Raw genomic sequence first — 26,787 nt, forward strand, 5'->3', positions numbered from 1 at the left:
TTTCTTACATGGAGGTGGTGCAATGAAAAAGGTTAACCCGGTTGTTGAGCGCTCCAGAGCGCACCTGGGCCCATTGGGAACAATTGAGTCCCGGACCCAGTTTGGCGGCTATGCGCTGGCTGTCGAAAGGGTGGTTTTTGCGTTAATTAATAAAGATGAACTCTACCTGCGGGCCAGTGAACCCTTGCGGGATTACATTACCGACCGTCCGCTCCAGCCCCTGATTTTTCGCAAACGGGGCAAGTCAGTGAAGCTTGATTACTTTCAGGTCGATGAAGCCTTATGGCGGGATCCTGACCATCTTCTGACGCTCTCCGCGGCCTCTTTAGAAACGGCACAGCTTGAGTTGCAGCACAGACAAGCCTCTCCGCGGTTGAAGGATCTGCCTAATCTCAGTGTACGCATGGAAGTGATGTTGTACGAGGCGGGCGTGATGAGTGTCAATCATCTTTACCAGATGGGAGCCAAACAGTGCTGGCTGAAGTTAAAAGCGATCAACCAGCACGTTGGATTTCAGACACTACTGGCGCTGCAGGGTGCGATTACGGGCCACCATGCGGCCGCACTGCCACTGGCCACCCGCGCCGAGCTGAATGCGTGGTTTCAACGCACGCTTTTATCGAAACCAGACTTCAGGGGCGAAGAAGGCTAATCAGCAATAAGCGTGCGACGCAGGCGAGCCACATCAGGCATTAAGGCCACCAGCAGTCCAAGCTGCTGAAGCACCAGCGGCGCACGCACATCCGCATCTGTGGCCAACTGGCTGATGCGATGAGCCAGTTGATGGCGCATTGTTTCAACATGCTCATCACTGACTACGTCCGTCTGAAGCACATCCTCAACATAACAAACTGTATCATCCAGCAAGGTCAGCAGTTCTGGTGCCGTAATTTTGTCACGGTGCGCGCCCAGTGCAGAAATGTAACTCAGAAACGAGTGGTTTGAGCAAAGCAGCTGAAAAGCCGATTCGCGAAGTTTCTGACTGGTGCGACTTTCACTGCTCATGTTTGAAACCACGGATGCCAGCTCGGCATCTGCATTGTGTGCGTCACGGCGGGCAATGCGATAGGCGAGACGGTTATCCTTGCCCTGATGATACTGTTCCATGATCGCATCCAGATAGCGGCAGTTCGCTTTCAGGGTTCGTTCAGCGACCGCCGGCAACTGACGAAAGCGCCAGTCTGGCCAGATAAACGCCACAGCCAGCCAGGCCAGGCCACAGCCGAGTAAGGTGTCCACTACGCGTGGCAGGGCGACCTCAAAGCCTTCCCCTAACAGGTTAAAGCAGAGCAGAACCAGCAATGTGATAAACAGCGTGGCCTGCGCATACTGTACCTGCCTGAAAGCGAAGAACAGCACGCCGGAAATCACAATCAGGATTAACTGCCCTTCAATTGAGGGCACCAGCCATAAAACGGGCAGACCAATAGCAATGCCCGCCAGTGTTCCGCCGATACGTAAGGCCAGTCGCCGCTGCGTTGCGTTGTAGTTGGGCTGGCAGACAAACAGGCTGGTCAGCAAAATCCAGTATCCCCGCTCCAGCCCGGTGATCTTAATGAAGCCATAGCCGATACAGAGCACGACTGACATGCGAACTGCATGCCGGAATAGCACCGATGAGGGAGAGAGATGGCGGCTAAAGCGCAGCCGGATGTCACTCCAGCCACTTAATCCTTCGCGTGACAGCAGATTATCGCTGTGCTGAGGATCTTCACCAGCCAGCGTCTGTTCAGATTCGATGGAGGCAAGGTGGGCATCGATGGCGCGGAGATTGCGCTGCAGCCAGAACAGGGCACGGGTATGCTCGGCCTCAGGCTCGCGCTGCTCCAGACGTTCAATTGCTTTTTGTAATCGTTCAAACGCGCGCTCAAATCGACTGTCATGCACCCATCTTTCACGCATCAGAATGCAGCGTGCCAGCTGGCGACAGGCTTGTGCCTGCATGTTAAGAAGACGCTGGAAGCGAAACAGAATTTCGTTATAGCGCCAGTCACCGCGCAGCAGATGATATTGCAAATGGGACGAGCTGGCCCGTTCATGAATGTCCTGCGCCACAAAATAGTAGTGCAGACTACGGCGGGTGCCGCGCGACCCGCGATCGCCACGCAGTCGACTCTGCAGCGTCGTTTTGGTCAGGTTTAGCTGCGCCACTAACTGGCTGTTGACCATCGCCGCATCGATAAACGCGGCGTCATCCTGCTCGCCAGCATCCGGATCGAAGAGATTCGCTTTGGCATCCAGGTAACGCGCCAGTTGTGAAAAGCTGCCAGCCAGCTGTTCCTGCACCGGCCGGACCGGAAACATCAGATGACCCAGCAGCGTCAGCAGGTTGTACCACAGCGCGCCGACCAGCAGCAGCATCGGCTGCATATACCACTGACTGAACAGCCCGATGCCGAGCATGGTATAGACCGCAATCAGCAGCGCACCAAACGCGATAGTGGCGTAGCGCTGGCCCAGGGCACCCAGCAGAATAAAGCCCCATGTCGAGATCGCCAGCCCGACAATAAAGGCGAACGGATAGGGAAACAGGAGTTCAACTGAAACGGAGGCGATGCAGAAGCAAAGCAGGGTAATCAGCAGATTCTTCAGACGACCGGCCAGGCGATCATCGAGATCGGCCAGCGCCGCCGCGACCACCCCCAGCGTTAGGGGAATCGTCCACTCAATCTGATGCAGCCACCAGGGAATAGCAGCGCAGCCACTCAGCGCAAACAAAATCCGCAGCAGATAGCGCCACGTACTATTAAACAGATATTTTCGCCAGCCAGGCACTGCATCCGACATCATATTAATAGCGGCGGGCATTGGCTTCGCGCGCGGCGCGCGCCTCTTCCACTGACACCACCCGGCGTCCAACCGGCCAGAGGGCGATAGCGGCAATCTTAAAGTTCGCAATCCCTGTGGGAATACCGATGATGCTGATGCATTGCACAATTCCCACCGAGATATGTGAAAGGCAGAGCCACCAGCCAAAGAAAATCAGCCAGAAAATATTCAGGAAAGTTCCGCCGGTATTCAGAATATGACTCTTACTTTCAGGACGAAGCACATCGACATGCACCGCCTCGTTGCCAAACGGCAGCAGCGAGAGCTTTGTAATTTCCCAGCAGGAGCGGGTCAGTGGCAGGGTAAAAATCAGCACGACGCTGATTAACGTGGCAAACAGCCAGCTCAGCGTGGTGAAAAAGCCACCCAGGACAAAATTAAGAATATTTAAAACGGTGCGCATGATCGTCTTTTCCTTTTGCATTCCGTAAGATGTGACGCCAAGTTTAGCCTGTTTTAAGGCTGGAGCGCTAAGGGTCTGACAGGTAAACTCCCCTTAATCCTGTTATCTGACGTTGGTGTCGGCGTGGAACTGAAAGCAACCTCGATGGGCAAACGACTTGCCCAGCATCCTTATAATCGTGTCCGCCTGATGGCGGCGGGCGTCGAAGTCAGTGGCGATAAGCACGAGTATCTGATCCCCTTTAACCAGTTACTGGATATCGCCTGCAAGCGTGGGCTGGTATGGGGCGAACTGGAATTTTTGCTGGCCGATGACAAAGTGGTTCGGCTGCACGGAACGGAATGGCAGGAGACGCAGCGCTTTCACCACTATCTGATGCAGGCCTGGCAGAGCTGGAGTCTGGAGATGAGCGCAGTCTGCCGTGAGGTACTCCAGTCGCTGCGTGATGAAATCGAGACCTTTGGCGCGCAGGATCGCTGGCTCAACCGCCACGAACTGCAGGGGCTGAAAACAAAAATTCTCAAACAGTTCGATGCGTTGCCAATGCCTCTTATCCGCTTAAAAGAGTTTGCTGACTGCCGCGAGAACTGGGCGTTTTGTCAGCGCTGGCTGGATCAGGGTGATGCGGCCTTGCAGCAGCGAAACCGCGACTGGACGGCCGCTATGTTAAGCCGTTATCAGGCATTCTTTGCCAGCGTCGAGAGCACGCCACTGAATCAGTCGCAGTGTGAGGCGGTGGTCAACGGCGAAAATTCTTTGCTGGTGCTGGCTGGCGCCGGTAGCGGTAAAACGTCAGTGCTGGTGGCCCGGGCAGGCTGGTTAATGCAGCGCAAGCTGGCCAGCGCCGATCAAATCCTGTTACTGGCATTTGGCCGCGAGGCTGCCAAAGAGATGAACGAGCGTATCCAGTCACGGCTCTCCGCGGGTGACATCCAGGCGCGAACCTTCCATTCTCTGGCGCTGCATATTATTCGTGAAGGCAGCAATAAGCAGCCGGTTATCAGCAAGCTGGAGAGTGATGCGGATGCGCGTCGCGCGTTATTGATCCGGGAATGGCAGCAGCAGTGCCATGAGAAGAAAGCGATGGCAAACGGCTGGCGTCAGTGGCTGCGTGACGAACTGGAGTGGGAATTACCGGAGGGGCCTTTCTGGGAGGACGACAGGCTGGCAAAGCGGCTGGCGTCACGACTGGAGCGCTGGCTCGGCCTGATGCGCATGCACGGAGGTGCACAGGCAGCTATGATCGCGGATGTGCCGGAAGAGGTCCGGGATCTCTTCAGTAAACGCATCAAACTGATGGCACCGCTGATGAAAGCGTGGAAGAGTGCGTTGAAAGAGGAGGGCGCGGTCGACTTTTCGGGTCTGATTCATCAGGCCATAGCCGTTCTGGAAAAAGGGCGGTTTATCAGTCCGTGGAAACACATACTGGTGGATGAGTTCCAGGATATTTCACCTCAGCGTGCCGCATTACTCAGCGCCCTCCGCCAGCAGAATAAGCGCACCGCCCTGTTTGCGGTTGGCGATGACTGGCAGGCTATCTATCGCTTCAGCGGCGCAGAGATGACGCTGACGACCGCATTCCATCACTATTTTGGTGAGGGTGACCGTTGCGTGCTCGACACCACCTATCGCTTTAACGATCGCATTGGCGATATTGCTAATCGTTTTATCCAGCAGAATCCTCAACAGCTGGCAAAACCGCTGAACAGCGTCACCAAAGGCAATAAGAAGTCGATTGCATTGCTGGCAGAGGATCAGCTGGACGCCCTGCTGAACAAACTCAGTGGTTATGCGAAACCGGATGAGCGTATTCTGCTGCTGGCGCGCTATCACTATCTGCGGCCAGACATACTGGATAAAGCCCGAACCCGCTGGCCGAAACTCAATCTGGACTTTATGACGATCCACGCCAGCAAAGGCCAGCAGGCGGATTATGTCATTCTGCTGGGATTACAGCAGGGCAAAGAGGGGTTCCCGGCGGAAGTCCGCGAGTCAGTTATTGAACAGGGCTTACTACCGCAACCCGAACCCTTCCCGCATGCGGAGGAGCGCCGTCTGGCCTATGTGGCACTGACGCGAGCACGTCAGCAGGTCTTTTTGCTGTTCGATAAAGCAGCGCCGTCACCGTTTGTCGATGACTTCCGCGAGCTCGGTGTGCCAGTACTGCGTAAAGCCTGAGTTATTTCAGGCGATCGGCCAGATAGCGCTGATAATCGGGAATCATAATCTCCAGGCTTTGCGCAAACAGCGGCGACTGAATAATAAAGTCCGCTGTGGAGCGATTTGTGGCGACCGGAATATTCCAGACGGTTGCCAGGCGCAGCAGCGCTTTGACATCCGGATCGTGCGGCACGGCGTTAAGCGGATCCCAGAAAAAAATCAGTGCATCAATTTTTCCTTCTGAAATCAGCGCACCCACCTGCTGATCACCACCCATCGGGCCGCTCAGCATGGCTGTCACGTTCAGGCCGGTATCACGATTAATCAGATTTCCGGTCGTCCCGGTCGCATAGAGGATATGTTGTTCCAGCGCGGGCTGATTCTGTTTAACCCAGTCAAGCAGTGCGGCTTTGCAGTGGTCATGGGCGACCAGCGCGATATGTTTTATGGTGCCAAGGGTGCGAACAGTCTGTTCCATAGAGGCGTCCTGATAAGGCTCATGCGCAATGAGAGGGATCCTAAGTTTACCTCTGGCCCATTAACGCTATCAACTCGTACGTAGCATTTTGACCAGTGTCATAAATTGCTGGCGCGTCGCTTCATCGAAACGATGAAACCAGCGGTGCAGCGAGGGCAGTTCGGCCTGTGAAGTCCAGTCCAGGTCGGCGGTAAGCCTGACGGAAGAGGGGGGAGCAGAAGCGGAATTTGCAAACCGGGGCACAGAGGCGATCTGGCGGGTGCGGTTATAATTCAGCATCGCTTTTTCCATGTCGGCGGTTGTGATGGCCGGCAGGTGGTCACGCACGCTGGTAATCTCCGTGCCTTTTTCATCCACCAGCTGGAAGTTAAGGCTGCGGTCAAAATGATAACGCTCGCGTTTTGTCTCCAGCGCGGGCAGCCGAATAGTAATGGTTTTGGCTACAGCAGTGAACGTGACAATCATCGGCAGAGACTGATAGGCAATGACATTCTCTTTCTGCCCTTTGCGCTGATGCTCTACCCGGAACAGAAACTGATGCTGACCGCGATCCAGCTCCAGGCTGTCAGCTCCTTTGAGGAGCGAGCCTGAAATTTTTCGACCATCCAGCACCAGCAGCTCGATTTGCGGATCAAGCTTTAATGTGATGGCAGAACAGGACGCCGAAACGAGGAGTGTAAGTAACCCCGTTACAGCCAGCGACAGCTTCATTTCAACTCCGGTAACTGATGACACGAAAGGGGATGTGTAGCAAATTCTTACATTATGGCAGTTAATTTACATTTAAACATATTTATTCGTGCGCGGGTTCAATTAATTGTGCTCCGGACTTACCCGTTAACGAGTGCACCCATCTACACTCAACGCTGGCCTGAAAGGAGAGAAACATGAACGACCAGACAATTCGTGACGTGCTGACGCGAACCCAACGTATCGCCTTAGTTGGAGCAAGTGATCGCCCCGAACGTCCCAGTTACGGTGTAATGAAGTATCTGCTTGATCAGGGCTATGACGTGATCCCGGTCAGCCCGAAACTTGCAGGGAAAACAGTGCTGGGGCAACAGGGTTATGCCAGTCTGGCTGATGTACCCGGCGGGATTGATATGGTGGATGTCTTCCGCAATTCTGAAGCCGCATGGGGTGTCGCCCAGGAGGCTATAGCCGTCGGGGCAAAGACATTATGGCTGCAACTCGGCGTGATTAATGAACAGGCGGCTGTGCTGGCTCAGGATGCAGGCATGACGGTGATTATGGATCGTTGCCCGAAGATTGAAATTCCACGTCTGGGGATTACGCGCTAAATTAGAGTGGCGGCAGAGCGTGCCGCCACAGATTAGTGTCGCAGATGAGGTGCCTGCAATTGCTGACGTACGGATGCAGCGAGCTCATCCATTGAAGGTTGCTCAGGATGTTCAATGCTGGTTTCACCTGAAAGCTGAATCTCTGCGACATAGGTATGAACCTGATCGCCTTCCTCATCTTCCATCACCACATGATACCAGGGTGCGGTACGCATCTTTTCTTCTGCGCCAACATCTTCAATTTTAGGCTCATCTAACGAGTACTCAGGATCGACATCAACGATAACGCCCAGTACGCCGGACAAACGATGACGAACCTGCTGACCAATACCAAATTTACTGGCAATCATTTTACTGGCAATCATAGTGACCTCCGAAAAAAAGCTCTCTTACCAATATGGGGTCAGGAGCCAATTTTTCAAGTCACATCACGCGGCAGGCAAAACCTTTCAGATAGAGGCCTTCCGGATAGCTGGCGATGACCGGATGATCCGCTGCCTGACGGAACTGTTCGATAAACTGCACTTCGCGTCCCGCATCCAGCGCGGCATCGGCAATAATCTTCTGGAACAGTTCGGTAGCCATCAGACCGGAGCAGGAGAAGGTCATCAGGACCCCGCCCGGATTCAGTAACTGAATGGCAAGCATATTAATATCTTTATAGCCGCGACAGGCACCCATTAACTGGCTTTTGTTTTCGACGAATTTGGGCGGATCCATAATGATCAGATCAAATTTTTCCCCACTGTCACGATAGCGGCGCAGCAGTTTGAACACATCATCACGCTCAAAACGGGCGCGAGAAAGATCCAGCTCGTTCAGTTCAACGTTCTGACGGGCTACGTCCAGCGCTTCCTGAGAGGTATCCACACTGATGACTTCTTTACACCCACCCAGCAGCGCAGAAACAGCGAATCCGCCTGTGTAAGAGAAGCAGTTCAGTACACGTGCATCCTGGGCATAACGACGCGTAGCAAGACGACTGTCACGCTGATCAAGGTAATAGCCCGTTTTATGACCGCCCTGGATATCAACCAGCAGCTTCATGCCATGTTCTGTAATTGGCAGCAGGGGCGGTGGCAGTTCACCGGTGACGGGGCCTTGTGTCAGCTCCAGACCTTCTTTCTTGCGCACGGCCACGTCAGAACGGTCATAGATGGCGCAGCCAGGGAAACACTGCTGCAGGGCGGTGATAATCGCCGCACGCTGATATTCCGCGCCAGCCGAGAGCAGCTGCATTACTAAAAAGTTGCCAAAACGATCAATAGTGACGCCGGGCAAATTATCAGACTCACCGGCAATCAGGCGATAACTGTCCAGACCATCACGGGCCGCCAGCCATTTACGCCACTGCTGCGCCTGTTCGAAACGGCGGACAAAGAAAGCGATATCGATGGATTCATCGGCCTGCCAGCTCCAGACGCGGGCGCGAATCTGCGACTCGGGTGAATAAGCGGCGCGAGCCAGCCATTTGCCGTTGCTGTCACAGACGTCAAGGGTTTCACCCCGTTGTGCTTTACCTTCCAGACGTGCAACGGCACCTGAAAAGACCCATGGATGGCGACGGAGCAGGGACTTTTCACGTCCCTTTGCGAGAATCAATCTGACTGTCATAGTTTGCTATGCTTACCTGAAAAAATGAGGCGCCATTGTCCGGTGGATAACGGGAAATTGCAACGAACAGCAGCAGGAGAGAATAATGTCAGCAGCCTGTTTTAAAGCATGGGTTCATGGCCGAGTCCAGGGCGTCGGGTTTCGTTACAGTACGCAGGCAGAAGCCAGGACGCTGGGCGTGCTGGGCTACGCGCGGAATCTGGATGACGGCAGCGTCGAGGTGCTGGCCTGGGGCGACGCGGAGAAGGTCGATGCGCTAATCGCCTGGCTTAAAGCGGGCGGGCCCCGCAGTGCGCGCGTTGATAAGGTGCTGGTGGAACCGCACCAGCCCGCAGAGCCACCCCGCGATTTTACAACCGGTTAATCACAGACACTTTGCCGGTTTAGGCAGGCCGGCAATTTTCGTTGCCTGTTTAGCCGGCCCTTCTGGAAACAGGCGGAAGAGGTAGCGGCTGTTGCCTTTCTCTTCCCCGTATTTCTTCGCCATTGCCTTTACCAGCATCCGCACGGCGGGTGAGGTATTAAATTCCAGATAAAACGCGCGCACAAAATGGACCACTTCCCAGTGTGCTTCGGTCATGGTGAGGCCTTCCCGCTCAGCAATGTGTGCCGCCAGCGCTTCACTCCAGTCGTCGGTACTCTTCAGATAGCCTTCGGCATCGACGGCGATTTCGTTACCGTTAAAATTCACGTGATCTCCTCTCTGTAAATGACGGCGCAGTTTAGCAAACCTGGCAGGCAGTAAAAGCAAAAACCCCGCCGAAGCGGGGTTTTACAGGCCGACTGTCATTGCTATTTAGTTGCTGCGGGCGAAACCCAGCAGGCTAAGCAGGCTGACGAAGATGTTATACAACGAAACATAGAGGCTGACCGTCGCGCGGATATAGTTGGTTTCGCCACCATGAATGATGTTGCTGGTTTCCCACAAAATCGCACCGGCTGAAAACAGAATAAACAGGGCGCTGATAGCCAGATGCAGGGCAGGCAACTGCAGGAAGATGTTGGCGACCACCGCAACCAGCAGTACCACAAAACCTGCCATCATCATGCCACCCAGGAAGGACATATCACGACGGGTTGTCAGCACGTAGGCAGAACAGCAGAAGAACACCAGCGCCGTACCGCCCAGCGCCAGCGCGATCACGTCGCCCATGCCTGCGGTTAAGAAGGAGCTCAGAATAGGGCCCAGGCAGTATCCCAGGAAGCCGGTAAACGCAAACGCGGCAAGAATACCCATCGGGCTGTTAGCCAGACGGTAGGTTAAAAACATCAAACCATAGAAGCCGACCAGCATCAGGATCAGGCCCGGCGCAGGCAGGGCAAGCAGGGTGCTGGCGGTAGCTGTAACCGCCGAAAAGGCCAGAGTCAGTCCAAGCAGAAAATAGGTATTGCGCAGAACTCTGTGCGTTGAAAGCAGTGAAGACTGCGATGAGGTGACAATTCTTTCCATGTTGCGCTCCTTTAAGCAGAACACTAATAAGCAGATCGTTAAATATGTGCCGAGAATACGCAGCCCATTAAAGAGGGAAAAGACGTTTTACCCTTCTTTACGCGCTAATCTGCTAATTGTTTGAGCAGAGTGGCGATTTTGACACCAAAAAATCACAATCTGGCTGTTTTTCAGGCGAATAAACAGATAGATGCTTTACATCCCTAAACGGGGTGTTTATAGTGCGCGTCATTGCGGAGGGGTGGCCGAGCGGCTTAAGGCAGCGGTCTTGAAAACCGCCGATGGGAAACCATCCGAGAGTTCGAATCTCTCCTCCTCCGCCACTTTATCTGCCACGGGCAGTAAAGCGGTAAAAATCAATAGTTTTGCCGATGCAGTACAGTTTCAAAACGGAGGGGTGGCCGAGCGGCTTAAGGCAGCGGTCTTGAAAACCGCCGATGGGAAACCATCCGAGAGTTCGAATCTCTCCTCCTCCGCCACATTTTACAGGCCAGCACTCAGTGCTGGCCTGTTTCGTTTCTGACGTTCCAGCTTTTTCCTCCAGTCCGAAAAAAGCACGCCTCTGCTGCTGACGCGCGGCTGCGCATTCATCTGTTTGATGCATCTCTGCTATAGTCCACTCACTGTTTTTGCAAACATCTGGCGCTTTTCCGAGGCGAGCTGAGTTACACTGTTGATTACATCGCTCTGAGGCGAGCTAATCGGTTGATAGCCAGAGTGTTTCTTTACTGAATAAATGGAATAGGCACAATGATCAAGAAACTGAGTCTTTGCGCATTGTCAGTGCTCGCTGCATTGCCGGTCGGAACGGTAGCATTTGCTGCTGAGGGTGACATGCAGCTGCAACAGGTGCTGATGTTGAGTCGTCACAATCTGCGTGCGCCACTGGCCGATAATGGCAGCGTGCTGGAACAGTCCACTAAGAAAAGCTGGCCGCAGTGGGATGTTCCCGGCGGACAGCTGACCACCAAAGGTGGCGTGCTGGAAGTCTACATGGGTAATTACACCCGTCAGTGGCTGGCACAGCAGGGCCTGGTGAAGAACGGCAGCTGTCCTGACAGTAATAACGTCTTTGTCTACGCTAACAGCCTGCAACGCACCGTTGCGACGGCTCAGTTCTTTGTTAATGGTGCCTTCCCAGGCTGTGACGTCGCGGTCACACACCAGGATGAAATGGGCTCCATGGATCCTATCTTTAATCCGGTCATCACCGATGGCAGCGATGCTTTCAATAAGAAAGCACTGGCCGCGATGACCGCAGCAAATGAAAAACTCTCGCTGAAACCTGCTTTCCAGCGCCTGGAAAAGATTGTCGACTATAAAGCATCGCCTGCCTGCAACAATAAAAAGCAGTGCGATCTCAGCAGCGGCCAGAACACCTTCAGCGCTGAAAACGGTAAAGAGCCGACTGTCAGTGGCCCGCTGAAAGTGGGTAACTCCCTGATGGATGCGTTTACGCTGCAGTATTACGAAGGATTCCCGCTGGATCAGGTTGCATGGGGCCAGATCAAGACGCCTGAACAGTGGAAAGAGTTATCAGCCATTAAAAATGGTTATCAGGACGCCCTGTTCACCAGCCCGGACGTTTCTCGTGAAGTGGCGGCCCCACTGGTGGATTACATCCGCAGTCAGTTAGTGGATCAGGACAAAGCCAACGCGCCGAAAATCACGCTGATGGTGGGTCATGACTCGAATATCGCCTCGCTGCTGAGCGCGTTGCAGGTCAAACCTTATGAGTTGCCTGATACTTACGAAAAAACGCCGATTGGCGGCCAGGTTGTTTTCGAACGCTGGCATGATGCGAAAACGGATAAAGACCTGCTTAAAGTCGAGTATGTCTATCAGACGGCCGATCAGCTGCGCAACGCTGACGTGCTGAGTCTGAAAAACCCACCGAAGCGCGTTACGCTGCAACTGGCGGGTTGTGAGACGGATGCAAACGGCTATTGCAGCTGGGATCAGTTCTCTCAGGCGCTGAATGCTGCGCTACAGGGCACGCCAATGCAACCTGCGGCAGCTCCGCAACCGGCCGCGCAGTCAGAGGATGACAGTGCTAAAGCCGCAGCTACGCATGACGCTGCTGCTGATAAGGCTGAGGCGGATAAAGCGACCGCTGCGAAAGAAAAAGCTGACGCCGATAAAGCGGCTGCTGAGAAAGCAAAAGCGGATAAAGCAGCCGCTGAGAAGGCTAAAGCGACAGCGGAAAAAGCCGCTGCTGAAAAGGCAAAAGCGGATAAAGCCGCAGCCGATAAAGCCGCTGCTGAGAAAGCGAAGGAAGACAAAGCAGCCTCAGCCAGTGACGCGAAAACTGACCAGGCTAACGCTGCGAATAAGCCTGCCACAGTGCACAACGACGAATCAAAGTCCGCGGCTGCGGCAACGCAGTAATTGCGCTGTAGCGACCGATAATAAAAAACCCCGTCGAAACGGGGTTTTTTTATGGCTGCAGGGCGATTAACCCGCCACAACGACCAGTTTCTGGTTAGCAAACTCTTTGATACCCAGATCAGAAAGCTCACGACCATAGCCTGAACGTTTCACACCACCAAAAGGCAGTTCCGCTGAGGTGTCGCTCTGCGAGTTGATAAACACCATCCCGGTTTCAATGGCGGAAGCCAGTTTACGACCGCGAGCCGTATCCCGCGTCCAGACTGAGCCACCCAGACCGTAGTGCGAGTCGTTTGCCAGCGCCACAGCCGCATTATCGTCACCGACGACATAAACCTGCGCCACAGGACCGAAGAACTCCTGATAATAAGCAGGATTGTCCGGGGTGATGCCAGTAAGAATGGTTGGCTGATAGAAGCAACCCGCACCCTCTGCCGCTTTACCGCCTGTCACCAGTGTTGCACCATTAGCGACCGCTTCATCAACCTGTTTCACCAGGCGGTCACGTGCATCAGCAGAAGAGAGCGGGCCAAGTGTGGTTTTCTCATCCAGCGGATCGCCCAGCGTTGCAGAACTCAGCGCAGCGCTGAACTGACTGATAAAGCGATCGGCAATTTTCTCATGCAAGATAAAGCGTTTTGCGGCAGTACAAACCTGACCGCAATTGCTGAGACGTGCCTGCACGCCCTGACGCACTGCTTCGTCAAGATCCGCATCATCCAGCACCACAAACACATCATTGCCGCCCAGTTCCAGCGTCGATTTCTTAAGATACTTACCAGCCTGCTCAGCAACGGCGCTGCCTGCGCGCTCTGAACCGGTCAGGGCAACACCCTGCACGCGATCATCAGCAATCAGATCGGCAACCTGCTCGTTTGATATCAACAGGTTAGTCCAGGCCCCTTCAGGCGCACCCGCTTCACGAACCAGTTTTTCAAACACATCGGCACAATGCGGCACAATATTGGCATGTTTCGCCAGCACAGGGTTGCCCAGCGCCAGATTAGGTGCCAGTACGCGCATCAGCTGATAGTAAGGGAAGTTCCACGGCTCGACGGCAACTAACACGCCAATCGGGTGATACTCAACCCAGGCCTCGCCCAGCTCGCTGGGATAGGACTGCGGCTGCAAAATACGTTCGGCATGCTCTGCGTAGTAGCGGGCAATCTGTGAACAGATTTTCACTTCGCCACGACTCTGACCAATCAGTTTACCCATCTCTTTACTGGCGATGGTCGCCAGCTCTTCCGCGCGGCTATCAATCAGGTCAGCCAGTTTTTTCAAAACCTGCAGACGTGGCTGAATTTCACCTTTGCTCCATGAAGAGTGGAAAAGACGATCGGCCACGTCCAGCGCATGGCTGACAGCCGATTCATCATGTGAAGGCCAGCTTTTCAGCAATTCATTGTTTGCGGGATTAATGCTTTGATAGGAAGACATAACGTACTCCTTGGTGAGCTAAAAATGTGAGGGCGGGAAATTCCCGCCCCTGAATCAGACGTTCTTACGTTCTACGGGCTTATCATCCCAGGTCAGGAGATCTTTATCGGTCTTTTCAAAGGCGCGAATGAGCACATCGTCGCTGCCTTGCTGACGCCAGATCTCTTCTGCCAGTCTTTCATCGTAATTCGCCACTTCGAAAATGGCCTCGGCAATTTCAGGGGAGGTATGACGCAAACTTGCCCATTCGCCAACGTGATGTGCTTTCGATTGTTCAGTAGACATACTTTTCTCCTTGATTAAATCAGTCCTGCAGTTTCACAGTCAGTCCGGCAACATGTTCACCCTGAAAACGGGCAATATTGAGTTCCGCCTCTGTAGGCTGACGCGAGCCGTCGCCGCCCGCCAGCGTGGTCGCACCATAGGGTGTGCCACCACGAACCTGAGAAATATCAAACAGCTCTTTGGTTCCGTAGCCGATAGGGACGATGACCATGCCGTGATGGGCCAGAGTGGTCCAGACTGACGTAATAGTCTGTTCCTGACCGCCGCCAGTACCGGTTGAGGTAAAGACACTGGCAACCTTGCCAAACAGTGCACCCGATGCCCAGAGACCGCCAGTGCGATCCCAGAACGTCCGCATCTGCCCGGCCATGTTGCCAAAGCGGGTCGGGGTACCCACGATAATTGCGTCATAGTGCGGCAGCATCTCAGGTGAAGCCTCTGCAGCCTGCTGATTGGTTTTGCCGCCCACCTGTGCAAAGCGATCGGCCTCCATTGTTTCTGGTACCCGCAGGATATCCACTTCCGCGCCGGGAACCCGACGAGCGCCTTCTGCAACTGCGTTCGCCATTGTTTCAATATGTCCGTACATCGAGTAGTAGAGCACCAGAATCTTGGCCATAAATCTCTCCAGGTGGTTTTGACGTCCAGAAAAAGTATAGAAGAGCTTTTGTTTTACGCAGGAGATACAGACATCGTGGTGAATGAATCGGGCAATAATCCTGCAGATAATCGGTGATAAACCGGCGTAATGTTCGTTCTTTAAGCAAATTACTGGTGATTACTCTGTTAAGAAATGTGACTGCTGGATGAGTTTATGCAGAGTCTGGCTATTATTTAAGCATGGGCTGGTTTCGGAATTCAGCCTTCTGCTTTTAGTTCTTTATTAATCGCACTACGCGAAAGGAGCAAATCATGACAGCACATCGTGGAGGTTCAGGAAATTTTGCTGAAAACCGTGAGCGTGCCGCTGAAGCGGGACGTAAAGGCGGAAAAAACAGCGGCGGTAATTTTAAAAATGATCCGCAGCGCGCAGCACGCGCCGGTGAGAAAGGGGGACGCAGCAGCCCTAAAAAAGCGGACGCATAACCTGGCGTTCACCGCCGGCGCTTACCGGCGGTGAACGTCGTTGCTTTTCCTCCTCGCTCTCCCCACAATATCGTCCGGACACATCATCAGGTGAATTATGTCGGACACACCCCGCGGTTTAACCCTGCGCCTGACGCGGCAGGAGCTGGTATTACTTTTTATCACCATGATCTGGGGCGGCACCTTTCTGGTGGTGCATCGGGCGATGCAGCACTCCGGCCCGTTCTTCTTTGTTGGCCTGCGTTTTGCCACCGCCGCGCTGCTGCTGGCCTTTTTTTTCCGGCGGTATCTGGCGGGCATGACCTGGCTGGAGGTGAAAGCAGGCGCGCTGATAGGCCTGTCCATCGCCGGTGGCTATGGCCTGCAGACCTGGGGAATGCAGACCATCTCCAGCAGTCAATCTGCTTTCCTTACCGCACTTTATGTTCCGGTGGTGCCGTTGCTACAGTGGCTGTTTTTACGCCGTCCGCCGGGCATCATGTCATGGCTGGGAATTGTGCTGGCGTTTACCGGATTACTGCTGGTGGCCGGGCCACAGGATGGCCGTATTAGCCTGAATGCCGGTGAAATAGCGACGCTGCTCAGCACGCTGGCAATTGCCGCCGAGATCATCCTGATCAGTCGTTATGCCGGCAAGGTCGATGTACGCCGCGTGACGTTGATCCAGCTGGCGGTGGCGTCGGTGTCTGCCTTTGTTTTGATGATCCCCAATGGGGAGACGGTGCCCGCAATATCAACACCCCTGCTGCTCAGCGCACTGGGATTGGGTGCGGCCAGTGCGCTGATTCAGGTCACCATGAACTGGGCGCAACGCAGCGTTTCGCCGACCCGTGCCACGGTGATTTATGCCGGAGAGCCGGTATGGGCTGGCCTGGCAGGACGTATTGCGGGTGAGCGTCTGCCTGCGCTGGCTTTGCTGGGTGGAGCGCTGATCGTCTGCGGGGTGATCGTCAGTGAGCTGCGGCTGAAACGAAAAAAAGCGGTGCAGCCTGTAGCCACACCGCTGGAGTAGTTAACCCTGCTGCCGCGCAAGCGGCTTTTCCTGCGATGCCCCACTGCGGCGTCGCAGAATGGCATTCAGGATAATTGCGCCAAACGTGGCTGTACCGATTCCACCGAGTGTGAAAGAGCCGATTTTCAGCGCAAAATCCCCTGCACCAAGAACCAGCGTGGTAGCGACCATAATCAGGTTGCTGTTCTGACCTAAATCAACATGGTTCTGCACCCAGATGCGTGCGCCTGCCACCGCAATCAATCCGAACACCACAATGGATGCGCCGCCAATTACCGGGGCCGGAATGGTGTGGATCAGCGCTCCAAACTTCGGCGAGAAACCGGCGAGGATAGCGATGATGGCTGCCGCAACAAATGCCAGCGTGGAGTAGACTTTAGTCACGGCCATCACGCCAATATTCTCGGCATAGGTCGTCACGCCACTTCCGCCGATCGAACCAGAGAGCATGGTGGCCAGTCCATCCCCGACAAAAGCACGTCCCATGTAAGGATCGAGGTTGCGGCCGGTCATGCCCGCCACCGCTTTCAGATGCCCGAGGTTTTCAGCCACCAGAATGATCGCCACCGGCGCGATCAGCACCATCGCCTGCAGATCAAAAGTGGGTGCGGTGGTGTGCGGCAGGCCAAACCAGGCAGCCTGTGACAGCATCGTAAAATCGACCGGTTTGCCCAGTCCGAGACCGTTGGTCAGAATCGCATAGATCGCCCACGCCAGAATCAGGCCGACCAGAATCAGCAGACGCTGAATCATCCCGTGGGTAAACACCGCCACCAGACCGATACAGAGCACGGTCATCACCGCGACCCAGCTGTCGAATGAAGAGGCGGAGACGCTGTGAACCGCGATTGGAGCCAGATTCAGCCCGATCGCCATCACCACCGCGCCTGTCACCACCGGCGGCATCAGGTTTTCGATCCAGCGCGTGCCTGACTTCATCACCACCAGCCCAATCAGCGTGTATAGAACGCCACAGGCGATAACACCGCCCAGTGCCACGCTGAGATTTGGATTCAGTCCCTGACCACTGAAGCCGGTTACCGCAATCACCACGCCAACAAAGGCGGCGCTTGACCCAAGATAACTGGGCACCCGACCGCCGGTAATAAAGAAGAACAGCAGCGTGCCAATACCCGAGACCAGAATCGCCAGATTGGGATCCAGCCCCATCAGCAGCGGCATCAGCACCGTTGCGCCAAACATCGCCACCGCATGCTGTAAACCCAGCACCAGCGTTTGTCCCAGAGGGAGTGTCTCATCCGGGGCGATAATACCGTTTTCTGTTAGTGCCGACTTCTTTTGCCATTGCGGAAACCAGGATCGTGCCATCGTCTACTCCAGAGCGTGATGAATGCCGGTGGGTTACAGGGAAGTGTTAACAGGCATCCTGCCGCATCAGGGGATGATATCCCCGGTCAAACCATGCCAGGCCGTGGGTATCATCGTTACGAACCAGACCCACGACTTCACAGAACAGCGTGTCATGCGTACCGACGCTGACAATCTGTGTGATACGACAGTCAAAGGAGGCCACCGCACCGCTCAGTACCGGCGATCCGGTCACGGCCGTTGACCACTCAGCCGCAATAAAACGATCAGCCATTGGCGTTTTTCCGCCGAAAAGATTGGAAAGAGTTTCGTGTCCTGCAGCTAGCGTGTTAACGCAGAGCTGCATGTTTTCACGGAATACAGAGTAAACCGAGGCAGAGCGATTCAGGCAGACCAGCAGCGTCGGTGGCGAATCAGTGACGCTGCACACAGCAGAAGCGGTAAAGCCTGCGCGGCCAGCCGGTCCTTCAGTGGTAATGATGTTGACCGCAGCACCCAGCCGCGACATCGCATTACGAAACTCAGTTTTCTCAACGGCTGGGGTAAGGGTTTCCAGGCTCATAGTGTTCTCCGCGAAAGGGTTATCCTGCGACGCGCTGCAGCGGCTGCACGTCATCAGTCTGATCCAGCCACTGCAGCAGCAGGGCATTAAATTTTTCAGGGTCGGTGACGCTCATGGCGTGGCCGCCCCAGGCCATCATCTGTTCAGTGGCATTCGGCAGCGTCGCGGCCAGCTCGGTTGAGCAGCTCCACGGCACCAGCAGATCGTCCTGGCTGGCAATCACCAGCACCGGTTGCGGAATGGCGGCGGCCCGTGCGCTGAAATCGGCGCTCATCAGGGCGTGCAGCCGACGCATCAGGTTTTCCATTCCCTGAAAATGGGTGACGTGATGGCTATCTTCCTGCTCCAGCCGCGTCTGATGCTCTGCCATCCACTCCGCAGGATAGAGAAACAGCGGCTGAGCACGAACAAAAGCCTCGATGCCGACATTGAGCAGCAGATCCTGCCGTACCTGGAAGCAGCGGCGGGTATGCGGGTGCAGTGTCAGCCAGCCGTTAATTACCACGATCCTTTCAATTCGATCCGGATAATCCAGCGCCAGCTGCATCCCCACCAGACCGCCCAGCGCGTGACCGATCAGGCTGAAGCGCAGGATGCCGTGCTGCGCCAGCGCCTCGGCCAGCTCTGCGGCCATCATCGCCATGCTGTAACCTTCCGGTAAACTCTCCGCGCTGCGACCGGTGCCGCGCTGGTCATAGAGCACGACCCGATAGCGTGCGGTCAGTGCCGCCAGCTGTGGCTGCCAGAAACCCGCCACCCCGCCCAGACCCGAAGAGAGCACCAGCGTCGGTGCCTCAGGGTTTTGCAGACCCAGAATATCCAGCTGCATCAGACCTCCGGTTTGCCGATGTGCGCCACGCTGGCGATCTCAATCAGCGCGTCAGGCTTGACCAGTCCGCACTGAATGCAGAAACGTGCCGGTTTTTCACCCGGGAAGTATTCAGCGTAAACCTGATTCACCGCGGCGTAATTCGACCAGTCGGTGATGAAGATCGAGTTAAAAGTCACATCAGCCATGCTGCCACCGGCGGTCTCAATCACCTTTTTAATGGTGTCCAGCACGTGGCGGGTCTGCGCGGCGGCGTCACCCACATGGACGACATTGTTGTCACCATCAAACGGCAACGTACCTGAGACATAGACCACGCCATCCGCCAGCGTGCCGGGGACAAACGGGGCGATAGGTGTGGTGGTGCCTGGCGGAACAATGATACTTTTCGGCATAGTGACGTCCTTTTAGTGGATTAGCGGGTATTCAGGCTTTCGCAGAAGGTATCGACATCCGATACCCAGCCAAAAAAGGTTTCGATATTGAACAGGGCCGCCTGCTGTGCAAAGGGCGGACCCGCCTGGTAGGTGGCGTCTTCCAGCACCACACCGAAATATTCCAGGAAGAAGCCGTCGCGTAGTGTCGATTCGACACAGACGTTGGTGGCGATGCCGGTGAAAATCAGATGCCGGATCCCGCGACTGCGCAGCGTACTGTCGAGTGAGGTGTTGTAGAAACCGCTGTAGCGCGATTTTGGCAGCACAATGTCACCAGGCTGCGGCACTAGTTCATCCACCAGCGCGTAATCCCAGCCGCCCTTCGACAGCAGCGTGCCCTGTAGTTCAGGCCGTTTACGCATGGTTTTTAGCGCATTCGATTTGTGGAAGTTAGGCGAACCGGCATCACCCGCTTCAACATAGTCACTGTCCCAGCCGTTCTGGAACCAGATGATTTGAACGCCAGCGGCACGGGCCGCGGTCACCGCCTGATGAATTTTCGCAATCACCGGTTTCGTGGCAGACACATCAAACCCGGCCAGATCGAGGTAACCTCCTTCAGTGGCGTAGGCATTCTGCATATCTACGACAATCAGTGCTGTCTGACCTGGCGGAAAGGCGATCGGCTCTGGACGGGCAGGCAGTTCGACCTGAGGAAGCGCCTGAGTATGGGCGCAATAAATGGTACTCATCATGCCACCTCCTGCTGTGCATCAAGCAGGGCACTACGACAGGTCATGAGGGGCTGAATGCGCTGACCGAAGTTTTCGATACCTTCCAGGAAATCATCAAAGGTCAGCAGCACACCGTGCGTGCCTTCAACCTGCGCCACTTCATCCAGCATCCGCGCTACGTTTGCGTACGAACCGACCAGGGTGCCCATGTTGATATTGACCGCTGAGGTCGGATCCGCCATCTGACGTACATTGGTGTCACTGCCCGATTTGGTGTCCTGCTGACTCTGGGTGGTAAGCCATGAAAGCGCCTCTTCATCCGCTCCCGCTTTGTAGTGTTCCCACTTAGCCCGCGCTTCTTCGTCTGTTTCGGCAGCAATGATCATAAACAGCACATAGGAGCCGACATCGCGACCCGCTTTTTCAGCGGCCTGCTTCATGCGAATCGAGGTCGAGCTGAATGCAGAAGGGGTGTTCACACCTTTGCCGAAGCAGAAGTTGTAATCGGCGTGCTGAGCAGAGAAGGCCATGCCGGCATCGCTCTGTCCGGCGCAGATAACTTTCATTGGGCGCTGTGGCTGAGGACTCACGCGGCAGTCGTTCATGGTGAAGAACTCACCTTTAAAGTCCGATTTTCCGGTGCCCCACAGGTCACGCAGCACGGTAACGTACTCGGTCAGATAAGAATAACGGCTACCGAAGTACTCATCGCCAGGCCACATTCCCATTTGTTCATATTCAGGTTTCTGCCAGCCGGTTACCAGGTTGACACCGAAACGACCGCCTGAAATGGAATCAATGGTGGACGCCATGCGCGCCACAATGGCCGGAGGCAGCGTCAGGGTGGCCGCAGTGGCATAGATCTCAATACGTGATGTGACAGCAGCCAGGCCTGCCATCAGCGTGAATGACTCCAGGTTATGATCCCAGAATTCTGTTTTACCGCCAAAGCCGCGCAGTTTGATCATCGAGAGCGCAAAGTCGAAATGGTAATGCTCTGCTTTCAGCACAATGGCTTTGTTCAGTTCAAACGTTGGCATGTACTGCGGCGCATTGGATGAAATCAGCCAGCCATTGTTACCAATCGGAATAAAGACGCCTATCTTCATGTGAAACCTCGTTGCGATGGGGGAAAGGTATTTCACGCGCTGCACTGCATCCTGCTACGTCCTTGTGGGCCGCGCTCAGTCACAATTCTGCAAACTGTGTGCCACATTTTTTATTGTTTTAAATAACAATGAGTTAAATTTAACCCGAAAGAGGTAAGTGGAGTCACTGGTCCATTTCGGACCATCTGGTCAAAATTCGCTGCACGTTTTACATGCAACCTGGGCAAAAAAGGTGCAGGGAGTGGATTGGGCAGCGATGAATCCCTTTGCTATGATGCGCTGACACCAGATGGATGAGGTAAACCTGTGAATACCGATGAAAAAAAACCAACGCGTCGATCGCGTGCGGTTGCAGCGAAGCGGGCCGCTATACTGGAAGCGGCGTTAACAATCTTTTCACAGTTTGGCATTCATGGCACCAGCCTCGATAAGGTGGCTGAGCTGGCCGATGTCTCTAAAACCAATCTGCTCTACTATTTTCCCTCAAAAGAAGTGCTTTATGTGGCGGTGCTTAAGCAGATTCTGGATGTCTGGCTGGCGCCGTTGCGTGCCCTGGCCCACGATCAGGATCCGCTCGTCGCTATTCGGCGCTACATCCGGCTGAAGCTGGAAGTGTCGCGCGATCATCCTCAGGCTTCGCGGCTGTTCTGTCTGGAGATGCTGCAGGGCGCACCGCTGCTGAAAGGTGAGCTGGCGGGCGATCTCAAGCAACTGGTGGATGACAAGGCGGCCATTATTGAACGCTGGATTGATGAGGGACGGCTGGCAGGCGTTCAGCCGCAGCATCTGATCTTTATGCTATGGGCCACTACACAGCATTACGCCGATTTTGCTACCCAGGTTGAGGCTGTCACCGGTCAGACACTCAGCGATCCGGCGTTTTTCGACCAGGCTGTTGATAATGTTCAGCGCATGATCATTGAAGGGATTCGCGTACGCTAAATCGGGACACATTCATCGTTCGGTAACGGAGTGAATTAATGGATTCTGTTTCGCAGTTCGTACTGGGTGCCTCAGTCAGTGTTGCCGTGATGGGACGACGGGCGCAGATCTGGCAGGCCGCGCTGGTGGGCGGTGTCTGCGGCACCTTACCCGATCTGGATGTGTTTATTGACCACGGCGATGCGATACGCAACATGACGCTGCATCGCACAGAAACGCATGCGTTGATCTGGCTTACGCTGGCATCGCCACTGATTGCCTGGCTCGTAGCAGCACTGTGTCGTCAGCGGGTGAAGTGGCTGGAATGGTGGCCTGCGATCTGGCTGGCTCTGATTACCCATCCGCTGCTTGATTTGATGACGGTTTATGGTACCCAGCTTGGTCTGCCACTCACCGATTATCCCTATGCCATCGGCAGTATTTATATCGTTGATCCCCTTTATACATTTCCACTGCTGATAGGGCTGGGCGTTGCGCTCTGGCGTCGCGGTGACAAAGGCATCCGCGGTAACCGTGTCGGACTGACGCTGAGTACACTGTATCTGGTCTGGAGCGTGGTGATTCAGGGCGTGGCAGGCTGGCAAATTCGGGCGTCGCTGACGACACAGGGGATTGCGGCTAATCACGTGCTGGTAACGCCCAGTGCGTTTAATACGCTGGTCTGGCGCAGCGTGATTATGACGCCGGAACGCTACGGCGAAGCTTACTGGTCACTGCTCTCGCCGTCGCGTCCCCTGCAGGTGACATGGTATCCGCGGCATCCTGAGCTGTTTGACGCTTTTCGGGGCAGCTGGTATGCAGAACGTGTCGCCTGGTTCAGCCACGGTTTTTACGCCCTGCGTGAGCAGGATGGAGAAACGACAATTGCCGACCTTCGTATGGGCGAAGGCGATAGCTATACGTTCACCTTTGGTCTGGGCTCGCCTCAGCATCCCGATGCACGGCCACAGCGTTTACCTTATGTACGCCCCTCTTTATCCGCCATTTTCTCGTCACTGGGCGAGCGCCTGTAAAAAAGCCCGGTCAGATGACCGGGCTTTTTCCATGCTGTTACCGATTAGAGGCTGCGACGATTACGCAGCATCCAGCCCACACCCAACAGGGCAAACCAGAGTGGCGTAACCATCAGCGCCTGGCGCGTATCTTCCTGTAGCGTCAGCAGCACCAGCACAAAGGCGAAGAAGGCCATGCAAACCCAGCACATGAATTTGCCCAGCGGCATCTTAAAGGCCGACTCCGCATGGCGCTGCGGATGCTTTTTACGGTAGGCCAGGTAGCTGCACAGAATGATGGTCCAGACGAACATAAACAGGATGGCGGAGACGGTCGTCACCAGCGTAAAGACCTTCATGACATCCGGGATCAAATAGATCAACGCTACGCCAATCAGCAGGCAGAGGCAGGAGAAAAACAGACCCGTAGTAGGGACCGCACGGGCGGAAAGCCGGCCAAACGCGCGACTGGCCACACCCTGCTGCGACAGGCCATAGAGCATACGGCTGGTGGAGAAGATACCGCTGTTGGCTGAAGAGGCGGCAGAGGTCAGCACCACAAAGTTGACAATACTCGCTGCAGCAGGCAGGCCAATCAGGACGAACATCTCAACAAACGGACTGCGATCGGCCATGACCTGGGTCCACGGCGTTACCGCCATAATCACCATCAGCGCCAGCACGTAGAACATGATCACCCTGAGTGGAATCGCATTGATAGCACGCGGTAAGACTTTATGCGGATCGTGAGTTTCAGCTGCTGCCGTGCCCACCAGTTCAATACCGACAAAGGCAAACACCGCAATCTGGAATCCGGCAAAGAAGCCGCTGAGACCTTTCGGGAACATCCCGCCGTGATCCCAGATGTTGCTCAGTGCCGCCGTGCCGCCACCCGGTGAAGGATAGTGAACAGACACCAGCACAATCCCGGTCACAATCAGCGCCACAATGGCGACGATTTTAATGATTGCGAACCAGAACTCCATTTCGCCAAACAGTTTGACGGTGGCAATGTTCAGCGCCAGAAAAACCACTACGCAGAGCAGAGCGCTCATCCAGATTGAGAAGCCCGGAAACCAGAGCTGGAAATAGGCGCTGATGGCCACCACGTCAGCGATGCCTGTCACCACCCAACAAAACCAGTAAGTCCAGCCAGTAAAATATCCCGCCCACGGACCAAGCAGGTCAGCCGCAAAATCGCTAAAAGATTTGTACTCAAGGTTGGAGAGCAGCAACTCCCCCATGGCGCGCATCACAAAGAACAGCATAAAGCCGATAATCATGTAGACAAAAATGATCGAGGGACCGGCCAGACTGATGGTTTTACCGGACCCCATAAACAGGCCGGTGCCGATAGCGCCACCGATGGCGATTAGCTGGATGTGACGGTTGTGCAGGTTGCGCTGTAATTTATCAGGCGCATCCTGGGTGCGTGCGGTTTCTTTAGATTGATCAACCATAGAATTGTCTTTCCTGTCTTGATGTTGTGTCAGCTCTGCTGGCTGTTAGTTAAGGCATCTGCCTGAGGGCAAGTCGGATAAGATAGAGGAAGTCACCCCAAAGCCGGTAACAATTTTTTACCTGATGTGATACCGCTCAGGCGCAATGACGGTGGCAGCGGGTCATTCTGGTTAATCCTGCGTCAGTCTGAGTAATGATTCATCACGTAATGTCAGGCAGACGGCGTAAAGGGTTTTTTGCCCCTACACTTTTTGTTTGCTTATCATCATGCTGCACAGGGGACTATGCGTACGCTTATCCTGTTTCTGCTGTTAATCGCGCTGGGGTGGGGCAGCTTACCCTGGCTTAAGCAGCATCTGCCGCCGCAGTTCAATCCGTTTACACCGCTTTCTGTCACCGACCCGCCGGGCTGGATGACGCAAATTAAGATGAAAAGGCTGGCCAGCGATCCGGACGAATGTCTGGACGTGATGCGTCGTGCTCAACAGGCGGGTTGGGTCAGTTTCACTGAGCGTCCACCTGTAACAGGTAAATGCCCGCTTACTCATCCGCTGAGGATCCAGAAATTCGGTCCGATCAGCCTCAGCAGCAGTTTTCTCGCCAGTTGCCCTATGGCGGTCGCCAGTACGATGTATGCGCTTCACAGTCGTGAACAGACCGCCAGGGATATGCACAGTCCGCTGGTACGAATTACGCATGTCGGCAGCTATGCCTGTCGTAACATCTATCACCGCACACAAGGGCGGCTCAGCGAGCATGCCACCGCCGATGCGTGGGATGTCACAGGCTTTCAGCTGGCTGATGGTCAGCGGCTTGAGGTCAGTCGTCACTGGCAACAGCCAGAAGAAAAGGCGGCGATGTTACATACGTTGTGGCGTGGCGGCTGTGAGGTGTTCGGCAATGCGCTCGGCCCGGATTACAATGCTGCACATGCCTCACATTTTCATCTGGGTATGCGAGGAGCAGGGTACTGCCGATAAATCATCAGACAGGATTAATACCGTGTTTGGTTAAGGAATGTTCTGACAGCGTTTGCAAAACCCACCCAGTTTTCATCGCAGAACCCGAATCACACGGGATTTAGCCTGACGACAGATTAGGGTGCCGAAAAAGCGCCTTTTTCAGGTCCATTATTTAAAATAAATCTACGCCTGCGGGATTAATGGATTGCGCGATTTTTCAGCATCGATGGTGCTAACAGGCTCCACGTTATAATGAAATTTTTTCACGATCTTACTTGTAAGAATAATCGTATTAATATGAATTTGTCTTAAGCGTGATGGGCGATTTTTATTCCGTAAATCTATTTTATGTGGTTCCGGTTTATGGCTATCGATAAAGTGATTTAATTGATTAAAAGAGAATCAGTAATTGATGTACAGATGCTATAAATAGTGTTTTGTGCTATAGCATTATTGACACCGGGAGAGGAGTGAAGCTGATTTTCCCGGCCAGGGCTTAGTGAGGGCAGATAAACAGAAAAGTCCTGCCGTGATGGGAAGGGTTCAGAAGAGAATATCGCCATGCAATGCATGAGCAGAATGTTCTTATTAACAGCACATGGCCAGGCCTGACGAAGAGAGGCAAAAAATGAAGGTAGATGTGCCATCATGACCTGCTGAATACCTGCCGGAAGCCGGGAATCTGTCGTGAAGATGAGTAAAACAGCCACATCACTGGATGCCAGTGCCTGGACTTAAGGCGACAATAACTAAGCCGCGCTTATTTCCTGATGAAAAATATGTCAGTCAACCAGGCCTGCCGTCTCGCTTATAATCGCTATTTAACACATTGTTTACTCGTTATTTACTCAGCGATGTGACGCGTTATTGAATATCTTTATCTGAAATTACTGGCAAATGATAAAGTGATGCCCGATATCGGGGATTGAAATCCTATCAGAAAAATCTTATTCTCATGGGGTGATTGAAATTGCTGTGATCGGCCTCACATTACCATTGCCAGCAAGCTTTTTCACTCCGCTCACAAGGTGAAAGGTTAATTGG

29 protein-coding genes and 2 tRNA genes are annotated in these 26,787 nt (G+C 54.4%); 12 read left to right on the plus strand and 19 right to left on the minus strand.

Features of this window, described 5'->3' with window-relative positions; translation table 11 throughout:
* Positions 1 to 22 precede the first annotated feature (22 nt).
* Positions 23 to 652, plus strand: coding sequence for a TfoX/Sxy family DNA transformation protein (locus P2R09_RS02785; protein ID WP_275766919.1), 630 nt, complete (start codon positions 23 to 25; stop codon positions 650 to 652).
* Here the strand turns inward: P2R09_RS02785 and yccS are convergent.
* Positions 649 to 2,808 carry a YccS family putative transporter gene (gene yccS / locus P2R09_RS02790; RefSeq protein WP_275766921.1) on the minus strand — a complete coding sequence of 720 codons (2,160 nt, stop codon included), beginning with the start codon at positions 2,806 to 2,808 and terminating at the stop codon, positions 649 to 651. The genes P2R09_RS02785 and yccS overlap by 4 nt on opposite strands.
* Positions 2,792 to 3,232, minus strand: a complete 441-nt coding sequence (locus P2R09_RS02795) for a YccF domain-containing protein (RefSeq protein WP_003850033.1) — start codon at positions 3,230 to 3,232, stop codon at positions 2,792 to 2,794. The genes yccS and P2R09_RS02795 overlap by 17 nt, the downstream gene beginning before the upstream one ends.
* 123 nt (positions 3,233 to 3,355) lie before the next feature.
* Between P2R09_RS02795 and helD the strand changes: the two genes are divergently transcribed.
* Positions 3,356 to 5,410 carry a DNA helicase IV gene (helD, locus tag P2R09_RS02800; RefSeq protein ID WP_275766923.1) on the plus strand — a complete coding sequence of 685 codons (2,055 nt, stop codon included), beginning with the start codon at positions 3,356 to 3,358 and terminating at the stop codon, positions 5,408 to 5,410.
* A gap of 1 nt (position 5,411) precedes the next feature.
* Here the strand turns inward: helD and mgsA are convergent, their stop codons facing one another.
* Both mgsA and P2R09_RS02810 read right to left on the minus strand, forming a co-directional pair.
* Entirely contained in the window at positions 5,412 to 5,870 is a 459-nt protein-coding gene (gene mgsA, locus P2R09_RS02805) for a methylglyoxal synthase (protein WP_003850029.1), read from the minus strand.
* A gap of 69 nt (positions 5,871 to 5,939) precedes the next feature.
* On the minus strand, positions 5,940 to 6,581 hold the full coding sequence (locus P2R09_RS02810; RefSeq protein WP_275766926.1) for a DUF2057 family protein: 642 nt from the start codon (positions 6,579 to 6,581) through the stop codon (positions 5,940 to 5,942).
* Between the two features lie 176 nt (positions 6,582 to 6,757).
* On the opposite strand from P2R09_RS02810, the gene P2R09_RS02815 reads away from it, so the two are divergent.
* Positions 6,758 to 7,171 (plus strand): CoA-binding protein, encoded by a 414-nt coding sequence (locus tag P2R09_RS02815; RefSeq protein ID WP_003850025.1) that lies wholly within the window; start codon positions 6,758 to 6,760, stop codon positions 7,169 to 7,171.
* A 32-nt stretch (positions 7,172 to 7,203) separates the two neighbouring features.
* On the opposite strand, the gene hspQ is transcribed toward P2R09_RS02815, so the two are convergent.
* Positions 7,204 to 7,521: a heat shock protein HspQ gene (gene hspQ, locus P2R09_RS02820; protein WP_010246651.1), complete on the minus strand. Its 318-nt coding sequence runs from the start codon at positions 7,519 to 7,521 to the stop codon at positions 7,204 to 7,206.
* Positions 7,522 to 7,594: 73 nt separating this feature from the next.
* Entirely contained in the window at positions 7,595 to 8,785 is a 1,191-nt protein-coding gene (gene rlmI, locus P2R09_RS02825) for a 23S rRNA (cytosine(1962)-C(5))-methyltransferase RlmI (protein ID WP_275766929.1), read from the minus strand.
* Between the two features lie 85 nt (positions 8,786 to 8,870).
* On the opposite strand from rlmI, the gene yccX reads away from it, so the two are divergent.
* The gene (gene yccX, locus P2R09_RS02830) at positions 8,871 to 9,149 is read left to right on the plus strand and encodes an acylphosphatase (RefSeq protein ID WP_275766931.1); all 279 of its coding nucleotides are present in this window, start codon (positions 8,871 to 8,873) and stop codon (positions 9,147 to 9,149) included.
* On the opposite strand, the gene tusE is transcribed toward yccX, so the two are convergent.
* Both tusE and yccA read right to left on the minus strand, forming a co-directional pair.
* On the minus strand, positions 9,150 to 9,476 hold the full coding sequence (tusE, locus tag P2R09_RS02835) for a sulfurtransferase TusE (protein ID WP_003850016.1): 327 nt from the start codon (positions 9,474 to 9,476) through the stop codon (positions 9,150 to 9,152).
* Positions 9,477 to 9,581: 105 nt separating this feature from the next.
* Positions 9,582 to 10,235 carry an FtsH protease modulator YccA gene (yccA, locus tag P2R09_RS02840; protein WP_003850014.1) on the minus strand — a complete coding sequence of 218 codons (654 nt, stop codon included), beginning with the start codon at positions 10,233 to 10,235 and terminating at the stop codon, positions 9,582 to 9,584.
* Positions 10,236 to 10,470: 235 nt separating this feature from the next.
* Between yccA and P2R09_RS02845 the strand changes: the two genes are divergently transcribed.
* From P2R09_RS02845 to agp, 3 genes are all read left to right on the plus strand, one after another.
* Positions 10,471 to 10,558: transfer RNA gene (locus tag P2R09_RS02845), tRNA-Ser, on the plus strand.
* 68 nt (positions 10,559 to 10,626) lie between these two features.
* Positions 10,627 to 10,714, plus strand: a tRNA-Ser gene (locus P2R09_RS02850).
* A 271-nt stretch (positions 10,715 to 10,985) separates the two neighbouring features.
* Positions 10,986 to 12,623 (plus strand): bifunctional glucose-1-phosphatase/inositol phosphatase, encoded by a 1,638-nt coding sequence (gene agp, locus P2R09_RS02855; RefSeq protein ID WP_275766935.1) that lies wholly within the window; start codon positions 10,986 to 10,988, stop codon positions 12,621 to 12,623.
* Positions 12,624 to 12,689: 66 nt separating this feature from the next.
* Here agp and P2R09_RS02860 read toward each other — a convergent pair whose 3' ends face one another.
* Genes P2R09_RS02860 through wrbA form a run of 3 tightly spaced genes read right to left on the minus strand, consistent with a single transcriptional unit; the run spans position 12,690 to position 14,967 of the window.
* Complete coding sequence (locus P2R09_RS02860; protein WP_275766937.1) at positions 12,690 to 14,063, minus strand: NAD-dependent succinate-semialdehyde dehydrogenase; 1,374 nt, start codon at positions 14,061 to 14,063, stop codon at positions 12,690 to 12,692.
* 54 nt (positions 14,064 to 14,117) lie between these two features.
* Positions 14,118 to 14,348 (minus strand): YccJ family protein, encoded by a 231-nt coding sequence (locus P2R09_RS02865; RefSeq protein WP_003850006.1) that lies wholly within the window; start codon positions 14,346 to 14,348, stop codon positions 14,118 to 14,120.
* 19 nt (positions 14,349 to 14,367) lie between these two features.
* Positions 14,368 to 14,967, minus strand: coding sequence for an NAD(P)H:quinone oxidoreductase (gene wrbA, locus P2R09_RS02870; RefSeq protein WP_003850004.1), 600 nt, complete (start codon positions 14,965 to 14,967; stop codon positions 14,368 to 14,370).
* Positions 14,968 to 15,260: 293 nt separating this feature from the next.
* Between wrbA and P2R09_RS02875 the strand changes: the two genes are divergently transcribed.
* Positions 15,261 to 15,434, plus strand: coding sequence for a general stress protein (locus tag P2R09_RS02875; RefSeq protein WP_003850002.1), 174 nt, complete (start codon positions 15,261 to 15,263; stop codon positions 15,432 to 15,434).
* Between the two features lie 97 nt (positions 15,435 to 15,531).
* Complete coding sequence (locus tag P2R09_RS02880) at positions 15,532 to 16,446, plus strand: DMT family transporter (protein ID WP_275766940.1); 915 nt, start codon at positions 15,532 to 15,534, stop codon at positions 16,444 to 16,446.
* On the opposite strand, the gene rutG is transcribed toward P2R09_RS02880, so the two are convergent.
* The 6 genes from rutG to rutA are packed head-to-tail and all read right to left on the minus strand — an operon-like array spanning position 16,447 to position 21,386.
* Entirely contained in the window at positions 16,447 to 17,775 is a 1,329-nt protein-coding gene (rutG, locus tag P2R09_RS02885; RefSeq protein WP_008925887.1) for a pyrimidine utilization transport protein G, read from the minus strand.
* 46 nt (positions 17,776 to 17,821) lie between these two features.
* Positions 17,822 to 18,337, minus strand: a complete 516-nt coding sequence (gene rutF, locus P2R09_RS02890) for an NADH-dependent FMN reductase RutF (protein ID WP_003849996.1) — start codon at positions 18,335 to 18,337, stop codon at positions 17,822 to 17,824.
* Between the two features lie 19 nt (positions 18,338 to 18,356).
* Positions 18,357 to 19,166, minus strand: coding sequence for a pyrimidine utilization protein D (gene rutD / locus P2R09_RS02895; protein WP_275766945.1), 810 nt, complete (start codon positions 19,164 to 19,166; stop codon positions 18,357 to 18,359).
* Positions 19,166 to 19,561 (minus strand): pyrimidine utilization protein C, encoded by a 396-nt coding sequence (gene rutC / locus P2R09_RS02900; RefSeq protein ID WP_275766947.1) that lies wholly within the window; start codon positions 19,559 to 19,561, stop codon positions 19,166 to 19,168. The genes rutD and rutC overlap by 1 nt, the downstream gene beginning before the upstream one ends.
* A gap of 20 nt (positions 19,562 to 19,581) precedes the next feature.
* The gene (rutB, locus tag P2R09_RS02905) at positions 19,582 to 20,295 is read right to left on the minus strand and encodes a pyrimidine utilization protein B (RefSeq protein WP_275767277.1); all 714 of its coding nucleotides are present in this window, start codon (positions 20,293 to 20,295) and stop codon (positions 19,582 to 19,584) included.
* A complete protein-coding gene (gene rutA / locus P2R09_RS02910; protein ID WP_275766949.1) occupies positions 20,295 to 21,386 on the minus strand; it encodes a pyrimidine utilization protein A in 1,092 nt (363 codons plus the stop codon). The genes rutB and rutA overlap by 1 nt, the downstream gene beginning before the upstream one ends.
* Before the next feature lie 306 nt (positions 21,387 to 21,692).
* Here rutA and rutR point away from each other — a divergent pair, with 306 nt between their 5' ends.
* Together rutR and P2R09_RS02920 are read left to right on the plus strand one after the other, a co-directional pair.
* Positions 21,693 to 22,328, plus strand: a complete 636-nt coding sequence (gene rutR / locus P2R09_RS02915; protein WP_275766951.1) for an HTH-type transcriptional regulator RutR — start codon at positions 21,693 to 21,695, stop codon at positions 22,326 to 22,328.
* A 38-nt stretch (positions 22,329 to 22,366) separates the two neighbouring features.
* Complete coding sequence (locus P2R09_RS02920; RefSeq protein ID WP_275766953.1) at positions 22,367 to 23,341, plus strand: metal-dependent hydrolase; 975 nt, start codon at positions 22,367 to 22,369, stop codon at positions 23,339 to 23,341.
* Between the two features lie 44 nt (positions 23,342 to 23,385).
* On the opposite strand, the gene cycA is transcribed toward P2R09_RS02920, so the two are convergent.
* Positions 23,386 to 24,780, minus strand: a complete 1,395-nt coding sequence (gene cycA, locus P2R09_RS02925; protein WP_275766955.1) for a D-serine/D-alanine/glycine transporter — start codon at positions 24,778 to 24,780, stop codon at positions 23,386 to 23,388.
* Between the two features lie 285 nt (positions 24,781 to 25,065).
* Between cycA and P2R09_RS02930 the strand changes: the two genes are divergently transcribed.
* Complete coding sequence (locus P2R09_RS02930; RefSeq protein WP_275766957.1) at positions 25,066 to 25,761, plus strand: extensin family protein; 696 nt, start codon at positions 25,066 to 25,068, stop codon at positions 25,759 to 25,761.
* Positions 25,762 to 26,126: 365 nt separating this feature from the next.
* On the opposite strand, the gene P2R09_RS02935 is transcribed toward P2R09_RS02930, so the two are convergent.
* On the minus strand, positions 26,127 to 26,453 hold the full coding sequence (locus P2R09_RS02935; RefSeq protein ID WP_140915863.1) for a hypothetical protein: 327 nt from the start codon (positions 26,451 to 26,453) through the stop codon (positions 26,127 to 26,129).
* Positions 26,454 to 26,787 lie beyond the last annotated feature (334 nt).

The sequence above is a fragment of the Pantoea sp. Cr_R13 genome, from assembly GCF_029222565.1.
GTDB classification, from domain to species: domain Bacteria; phylum Pseudomonadota; class Gammaproteobacteria; order Enterobacterales; family Enterobacteriaceae; genus Pantoea; species Pantoea eucalypti.